6 protein-coding genes are annotated in these 6,191 nt (G+C 35.6%); 4 read left to right on the top strand and 2 right to left on the bottom strand.

Going from position 1 to position 6,191, the window contains the following annotated elements; all coding sequences use genetic code 11:
- Nucleotides 1-328 (top strand): transposase (locus tag H601_RS0105295; protein WP_026710537.1); only part of this gene is annotated, 328 nt, incomplete at its 5' end.
- 174 nt (nucleotides 329-502) lie between these two features.
- Here H601_RS0105295 and H601_RS16070 read toward each other — a convergent pair.
- Nucleotides 503-1,231, bottom strand: a complete 729-nt coding sequence (locus H601_RS16070; RefSeq protein ID WP_156900347.1) for a hypothetical protein — start codon at nucleotides 1,229-1,231, stop codon at nucleotides 503-505.
- Nucleotides 1,232-1,879: 648 nt separating this feature from the next.
- Here H601_RS16070 and H601_RS0105280 point away from each other — a divergent pair.
- Nucleotides 1,880-2,533, top strand: a complete 654-nt coding sequence (locus H601_RS0105280; protein ID WP_169628251.1) for a hypothetical protein — start codon at nucleotides 1,880-1,882, stop codon at nucleotides 2,531-2,533.
- 75 nt (nucleotides 2,534-2,608) lie between these two features.
- Here the strand turns inward: H601_RS0105280 and H601_RS0105275 are convergent, their stop codons facing one another.
- The gene (locus H601_RS0105275) at nucleotides 2,609-3,028 is read right to left on the bottom strand and encodes a group II intron maturase-specific domain-containing protein (RefSeq protein WP_026710535.1); all 420 of its coding nucleotides are present in this window, start codon (nucleotides 3,026-3,028) and stop codon (nucleotides 2,609-2,611) included.
- A 328-nt stretch (nucleotides 3,029-3,356) separates the two neighbouring features.
- On the opposite strand from H601_RS0105275, the gene lysA reads away from it, so the two are divergent.
- Together lysA and H601_RS0105265 are read left to right on the top strand one after the other, a co-directional pair.
- A complete protein-coding gene (gene lysA, locus H601_RS0105270) occupies nucleotides 3,357-4,562 on the top strand; it encodes a diaminopimelate decarboxylase (protein ID WP_026710534.1) in 1,206 nt (401 codons plus the stop codon).
- A gap of 191 nt (nucleotides 4,563-4,753) precedes the next feature.
- Nucleotides 4,754-6,172 (top strand): alkaline phosphatase, encoded by a 1,419-nt coding sequence (locus H601_RS0105265; protein ID WP_026710533.1) that lies wholly within the window; start codon nucleotides 4,754-4,756, stop codon nucleotides 6,170-6,172.
- Nucleotides 6,173-6,191 lie beyond the last annotated feature (19 nt).

Genomic DNA, 6,191 nt, shown 5'->3' with positions numbered 1-6,191 from the left:
AGCTCTTGAACTTGCCAGAGAAAAATGGAATAAAAAATACCCTGCAATATTTAGGAGCTGGGATAAAAACTGGGATAGACTAGCTAATATTTACAAGTATTCACCTCATTTAAAGAGACTAATGTACACAACAAATCCAATAGAAAGTTATCACAGAATGATACGAAAAGTAACCAAAACTAAAGGTGCATTCTCTTCAGAAAACGCAATCCTAAAACAGGTATACTTAGCTATTATGAATGCACAAACTAGATGGAATGGACAAATTTTTCACTGGTCTGCTATTCAAAATGATTTAAATGCGTATTTTAGTGATAGAATAAAATGAAATGACACAGTTTATTGAACACTCCCAGAAAAAAGAGAACGATAAACAGCGGGCCGTTGTTTCAGCTTCGAAGTAAATTTCGATAGCTGTTATCCGTATTCGCATTGTATTTACTGAACCAACTCCCCCATCACTCTCACTCTCCCACACTCCTACTAAAAAACATATACTCACCTACCGCGTGCTGGCAGCAGTTGATTTAAACTCATACGTCAGCATCATTTCTTTGGCCTTCACATTTTGGTTGATGGCAAAAAGCGATTGTGCATAACGATAATAATACACCGGTTCCAGATCGGTAGTCATTTCAAACAATTTGGTGTACCACTGTGCGGCTTTGACTAAATCATTTTTGAAAAAACGACTGTCGGCTACTTTTTTCAACATTTCTGTGTTGAAATAGCCTTTTTCCAATACGCCTTCATAGGTTTTTAAAATGTCAACATACACGTATTCCGGTTTGATGCGTTCCGTTTTTTCGGATACTTCAGCAACATCGGGTTTGATTGTTCCGCCCACGGGGAGATCACTTACTGTGAGTGCTACATCCGCCTTTTTTTCTACCAAGTTCGAAGCCAATAAACTTCCTTCTAAAGGTTTTACTTTTGGTTTTACTTTTTTGTATACAGCCTTTACCGTACGCGAATTGTTTTCACCCATTGCATACGTATTAACCAAGTTCAAATTGGACACTTTATAACGAGTTTCGTATCCGCCAAAACGACAATTTACCTTTTCTATAACCAAATAATAATCTACTTCATACTCATCAGAAATAACGCTTTCTGATATGATTTCAAAATTACGATTTTCATAATTTTGTACCCTGTATTGTCCCCAACAGCTAGTTACTTCGCAAAAAAACATAGAAATGACTAGCAAATTAATAATAATCCGCCCCATAATACATTATTTAAAAATGATGAATCAAAGGTAAATACACCACAAAGGCAAATTGTTTTATTTCTTTATATAACTACAAAAATCGATGAACTGCACACCTCAATTCAAGTTATCGAAAAAAAATGTCACTTAATCGAAAAAATAAAATCATGGATTATACCATTACTCGACAGATGACAAAAATTATTCTATAAATTTTGCCACGAATTCACGAATTTATAAATATGTGGAGGTAATAATTTGTTCATCTTTGATAAAAATACGAATGAACACAAATAGTTAAGCTAATAAAAAGTGGCTCGAGCCTAGCGAACAGGCAAAGTAAATTAGTGGAAAAATTGTTTCAAATTTTAATTATACCTGACAGAAAAGTAACAATTTTTTAATAAAAAATAATCTCTATTGTTTCAACTGTTCATAGGTAGTGTCGATGTTTGCAATCTTACCTTCGGTTAAGGCTTCACTGATGGCATTTGATAAGGCAAGCATTACCCCTTTATTTAAACTTCTTTAATAGCACATGCTCTGAAAGCAGTAATTCTTCAATAACAAAACAACAGCTGATTTTTATGAGAAGTTGAAAAAGTTGCATAAATTTGAAGATATATACTAGTTAGCACTCATTTTAGCACAACGCTTATGAAAATATTGAAATTAGTTTTTTTTATTCTTCTTTTTACTTCTTTCGAACAGAAAGACGAAGTTTATATTTGGTTTCCTAATGACGTTGGAGTTGTTCAAACCTGTAATGGAAAAGACGCGGAAATATTAATTGAAATTACCACTGAATCAAATAAAAAGATAAAAGTTCATTCATTCAATTTAGACAAATCTAATTTTACAATTTATAAAGATGATGAAGCATTTAAAGAAATTGACACACTTATATTGACCAAGAAAAACCCAATTAAACTCAAAGTAAGATATAAAATTTCTCTAGAGAATTCTAAAAAGTTTACGTTTAAAACCAATGTTAAAAAGTATCTTAATAATCAAGTGAATATATTTTATGGACAACATATAATCACTACAAAAGATATTAGAGAAAGTAAAGAACAATTTATTAATATTACCGAAAGTTGCCAAGATAGTATTATGGTGTTTTTCCCATATGGTGGAACTATTTCAAGTGCTACTCTTTACAATGACTCAAGTTCAACAAAAAAAATATACAAATCAGTTTCATATGATTTAATGGAAGAAGGAAATTCAATAACATTTACAAAAGCAGATTTAGGTCGATATTTTGTTGATTTCGGTTCTTGTCATTGGGGTGGTGAATTTTGGTTAACAATAAAATAAAAACGAGTGCTAATCGAGTAGACTGCCCCACTAGAAACTAGCAGGGAGAGCCTCTCACACCACCGAGCATACGGGTCACGTACTCGGCGGTTCGCAAAGAGATGGGTTGAGTTGAATGTAGACTTCCGTTAAGGATTCGTATCCCTTTTGTTTCAAGCGTTTCAAAGTAATAGTTGTTCCTAAAATCGGACTTTGGGCAATCGCCCAACCACCTTTTCGAGTTCTGCTCCACATGTAGGCGTGGTCTTGGTCAACCCCCAATTGAATCAGGTTTTTCCTTTTCCTTTCGGGTTTCTTCCAATCGTGCCAGATGCAATACCGCAGTCGGTTGCGTAGCCAACCGTCAATGTCTCGTAATTTTCCCATGATGTTGGTTCCTCGAAAATAGTTTAACCATCCTCCTTGGATTTCCTTTATCTTGGTGATGCGTTCTTCTTGATTAGTAAATTCAGAATCAGTAAAAGCACGATACGAAGCTAGAAAATATAGAGTCAATAGAACAATGAAAAAAAGAGAAAGAAATTATCAAAAAGACATTGGAAATTTATGAAAGTATAAAAAAAACTACACACAAAAACCGTAACCGTTGCAAAACCTCCAACAACTAAATTTTCAAAGAAATTATAAAAAACAACCTCGTTAATCCCGAAGTTTTGGGACTTTTAAGCGGGGGGTTTTGAAAAAAATTACTTTTTACCTTTTAAAATTAAATGGAGTAAGAATTGCATATTGTTACAAATATAACATTTTGTTGTTTTTTGTTTTATTCAGCCATTAAATTGCTTATCCTGTTTTCAGCCTTTACTTTTGCCAAAAAAATAAAATGAAAACGGAACAATTACTTCAAGCCGCAACACTATTCGGGAGTCCCCTATTCGTCTATGACGCTGAAAAAATCAGCCATCAATACAAGCGATTAACAAATGCGTTTGCAAAGGTAGAAAGCTTACAGATTAACTATGCCGTAAAAGCATTGTCGAATGTTTCCATCTTAAAATTGTTTCATCAATTGGGTGCCGGTTTGGACACTGTTTCCATTCAGGAAGTACAGTTAGGATTAAAAGCCAGTTTTCCACCACATAAAATAATTTTCACTCCCAATGGCGTTTCGTTAGATGAAATTGAAGAAGTAGCAGCATTAGGCGTACAAATCAACATTGATAACTTATCAATTTTGGAACAATTTGGTACAAAACATCCGCAAATTCCGGTGTGCATTCGCATCAATCCGCATGTGATGGCAGGTGGAAATACCAATATTTCTGTGGGGCATATTGATAGTAAATTCGGGATTTCCATTCATCAATTGCCGCATTTACTGCGTATAGTGGAAAATACCAACATGCACATCAACGGCATTCACATGCATACCGGTTCTGATATTCTGGATATTGAAGTGTTTTTGTATGCTGCTGAAATTCTTTTTGATACCGCCAAGCATTTCAAAACCTTAGATTTTATCGATTTTGGTAGCGGATTCAAAGTTCCTTACAAAAAAGACGATATTGAAACCAATGTGGAAGAGTTGGGAAAAAAATTGTCTAAACGTTTCAATCAGTTCCAAGCAGAATATGGAAGACCGTTGACCTTAGCTTTTGAGCCGGGCAAGTTTTTGGTGAGTGAATCGGGTTATTTTTTGGCAAAAGTCAATGTGGTCAAACAAACAACTTCTACCGTATTTGCAGGTATTGATAGTGGGTTCAATCATTTGATTCGACCGATGTTGTATGGTTCCTATCACCACATCGAAAACCTTTCTAATCCAAAAGGAAAAGAGCGGTTTTATTCAGTAGTCGGTTACATTTGCGAAACGGATACGTTTGCCAACAACCGCAGAATTGCCGAAATCAAAGAAGGTGACATTTTGTGTTTCCGCAATGCCGGTGCGTATTGTTTTTCGATGGCTTCCAATTACAATTCCCGTTTTCGTCCGGCAGAAGTACTCTGGTATGAAGGAAAGGGACATTTGATTCGAGAAAGAGAAAACATGGAAGATATTTTGAGAAATCAGATTGAAATTACGTTTTAGACAAAAAAGAACTATATTTATGAACAACTTACACCTGACAGGTTTTCAAAACCTGTCAGGTGTCTATTTTTAAACAATAGCCATCGAAATAGATAAAAGTCGTTATTTATCCATTTTTTGACCGCTAATTAATACTAAATTAACGGTTTTCTTATTTCCTTTTTTTACATTTGAAAAAATTTAATGAAAAAATGAACAGAAGGAATTTTTTCAAAAACGGATCATTGGTAACATTGGGTGCTTCTTTGGTAAACCCACTAGAATCTTTGCTTTTATCTCCGGATGTTGCATCCGCTCAAAAAGGAAAAAAAGCCAAAAATATTATCATGTTAGTGAGTGACGGAATGAGTTCGGGCACGTTGAACATGGCGGATATTTACTTGAATCGTTTACACGGAAAAGGTTCCAATTGGTTGAATTTGTATCGGGATAATTTAGTGAGCCGGGCGTTGATGGATATGGCTTCGGCTTCTTCTATCGTAACCGATTCTGCGGCAGCCAGTTCTTCTTGGGGAAGTGGGTTTCGCGTGAAAAACGGTGCGTTGAATGTTGGCGTAAACGGGGAAGAATATTTACCCATTTGGCAAAAGTTTAAAAAAGCAGGTAAAATGGCAGGATGTGTAACGACAGTTCCGATAACACATGCTACTCCCGCCGGATTTTGTGTGAACAGCAAAAGCCGTAACAGTCAAGCTGATATTGCCGAATCGTATGCCAATTTTGCATTTGATGTCATGATGGGTGGAGGCCAACAGTATTTTGATGCTGGATCACGAAAAGATAAAAAAGACATGTATGCTGTATTTCAATCAAAAGGTTATCAAGTGGTTAAAACCAGAACGGAAATGCAAGCAGCTTCGATTGATAAACCTTTATTAGGTGTGTTTTTTGAGGACGGACTTCCCTACTCGATTGATAGAGAAAACATAAAAGATTTAGGCAATACCATTCCAACTTTGGCAGAAATGACGCAAAAAGCCATTGATCGCATGAAAAGTCACAAAAACGGTTTTGTGTTGCAAGTGGAAGCCGGAAAGGTAGATTGGGCCGCTCATGCCAATGACATTGCCGGTTTGTTATTTGACCAAATTGCTTTTGATGAAGCGGTAAAAGTAGCCATTGATTTTGCTCAAAAAGACAAAGAAACGTTAGTCATCATTACTACTGATCATGGCAATGCCAATCCGGGATTGATTTATGGGAAGAACGTAAACGACCATTTTGACCATGTGCGACAATTTAAACATACCAATGAATGGATTTTGAATGGGATTACCCCAGAATCTTCAATCGCTCAAATAAAAGAACGAATTGAATTTGCCAATGGATTTGCGTTGACTGATGAGGAAGCCAAAACAATTATGGGTTATTATTCCGGTTTAGAGAAAAAAGATGACGGTTTATATAATTACAAAAACTTGCCGTATAAAGGGTTTGCAGAAATGCAAAAGAGTCACACCTCAGTGGGTTGGATCAGCATGGATCACTCAGCAGATTATACTGAATTGGCAATGTTTGGTCCGGGTAGTGAAAAGCTGAAACCGTTTATTAAAAATACTGATTTACATTACTTTATGCTGGAAGCTGCTGAGGTAGAAAATAAATTTTAAGGTTGGATAAAATATTCAT

It is taken from the genome of Flavobacterium filum DSM 17961 (assembly GCF_000425465.1).
Lineage (GTDB): Bacteria > Bacteroidota > Bacteroidia > Flavobacteriales > Flavobacteriaceae > Flavobacterium > Flavobacterium filum.
This window is presented reverse-complemented; position numbering and strand designations above follow the sequence as displayed.

Excerpts from the sequence above, each read along its gene's own strand:
- H601_RS16070 (WP_156900347.1), bottom strand. The coding sequence starts at position 1,231 with ATGGGGCGGATTATTATTAATTTGCTAGTCATTTCTATGTTTTTTTGC.
- lysA (WP_026710534.1), top strand. The coding sequence starts at position 3,357 with ATGAAAACGGAACAATTACTTCAAGCCGCAACACTATTCGGGAGTCCC.
- H601_RS0105265 (WP_026710533.1), top strand. The coding sequence starts at position 4,754 with ATGAACAGAAGGAATTTTTTCAAAAACGGATCATTGGTAACATTGGGT.